Source organism: Corallococcus praedator (assembly GCF_003612125.1).
GTDB lineage: Bacteria > Myxococcota > Myxococcia > Myxococcales > Myxococcaceae > Corallococcus > Corallococcus praedator.
Map to the genome: position 1 here is coordinate 1 of NZ_RAWI01000742.1, position 1493 is coordinate 1493.

Annotated in this window: 2 protein-coding genes; one reads left to right on the forward strand and one right to left on the reverse strand. The window is 69.5% G+C overall.

Annotation, left to right across the window (positions count from 1 at the left end):
* Positions 1–651, reverse strand: a 651-nt coding sequence (locus D7Y13_RS41400; RefSeq protein ID WP_147452648.1) for a hypothetical protein, incomplete at its 3' end; no start/stop codon positions are given.
* A 435-nt stretch (positions 652–1086) separates the two neighbouring features.
* On the opposite strand from D7Y13_RS41400, the gene D7Y13_RS41405 reads away from it, so the two are divergent.
* Positions 1087–1493, forward strand: a 407-nt coding sequence (locus D7Y13_RS41405) for a hypothetical protein (RefSeq protein WP_208734551.1), incomplete at its 3' end; no start/stop codon positions are given.

A 1493-nucleotide genomic window follows, 5' to 3' on the forward strand; every position in this document is an offset into this window, starting at 1 on the left:
GGGCGGGGTTGTCGCCGAAGGGGCGAACGCATCGGCTGACGCGATGAAGAAGCGCGTGGTCACCGCCAGCGTCGCCGGCATCGTCCTTGGCGCGACGGTCACGCGAAGGTCGTACTGTTCGAATGGCGGTGAAGGGACATTCACCGGCCGGTGAGGCGCGTCGTCTTCGCCGGAGACGGCAATCCATCCGAGCGGTGCTCGTGCCGTCTCCTGCTTCGCGACGGGACCTCGCAGGGCCCAGGCGACGGAGTAGGCGCGGTCCAGCGCGGCGCTCACCGCGACGGCGACATCCTCGGGGGACGCCTGCACGTGTTCCGTATTGGCGAGCCGCTCGCTGGTAAGGGCCAGGAGCGTCGCGTGGCTGACCGTTGCGCGCTGGAACTCGGCATAGGCCGCTCGGCCCGTCACCGAGAGGTCGGCCAGTGCGTTTCCCAGCTCGGGTCCGAGCAGGTAATGGGCGACAGCCGAACGCGTGAGGATTTCGGTGGGGTTCTTCGTGCTGGCCGCGTCGCGCAGGAGCTGAACCAGCCGGGACTCGGTGTTGCTTTCGACCAGGGCCGACGGAGGTTCGATGAAGCCTGGCGTCGGCGCCAACTGCATGCAGGGATTGTTGCCCTCGTCAGGCGGTTGGACCGCCGGGGTCTCCCTCATGAAGCGCCTCCGCATCCCCGGGACGTCGATGGATGCTTTCTGAGCGCAAGGTCTCACCGGCCCCGGGCCACAAGTAGTGGCCCGGGGGGAGGCGTGGTGTCAGGACTTCAGCAGGGGTTCAGCCCTTCACGACGCCGTCGCAGACGCGAGGCCATCCCCCTTGAAGTCCCCTGCCACGAGGAGCTCCCGGGCCCTGCTGGAGTCGGCGCCAAGGCTGTACTGCTCGGGCTTCACCGAGAGCGTACCGTGTGCACTCCGGGCCCGAGCGCTGTACGAAAGGGTCGGTCAGCCCCGGCGCAACCTGTAATGTGCCGGGGCCCCGCCGCTCCTGGCGGTTGCCCTCCGCGCACCTCGTCCATGCCCGCTTCGCGAAGCACCGCTTCCGTCTCCCAAGCCACGTCGCGCCCGGTGCCCTGGTGGTGGACGGCCGCGTGCGTGGGCCTTGTGCTGGCTCCCTTCGTCTTCGCGCTGTATGCGGTGCAGACCCAGCTCCGCGCCGTCGAATATGACGACTCGTTCGCCTATGTCTGGCGCGGGCCCCTCAACCGGGGCTTCCTCACCAACCGTTCCCTCACCCAGCGCGTCCTCTTCTGGCTGTGCGGCAACCACCCGCGAGGCATCGCCCGGCTGCAGCTCGTGGCGCTGGCGGGTGCCGCGCTCACCCTGTTCGGGTTGCTGTCACCGGCCACGAGGACGGGCCGTGCGCTGGGGGCGCTCGCGCTGGCGCTCTTCTTCAGCTCCTACGGGTTGAGCGTGGCCGTGGTCGCCCTCGTCGCGGAGCCGCTGCATCTGGCCCTGCTGCTCGTCCTGCCGGCCCTGCTCTTTGTCGGGCAGGGGAGGGG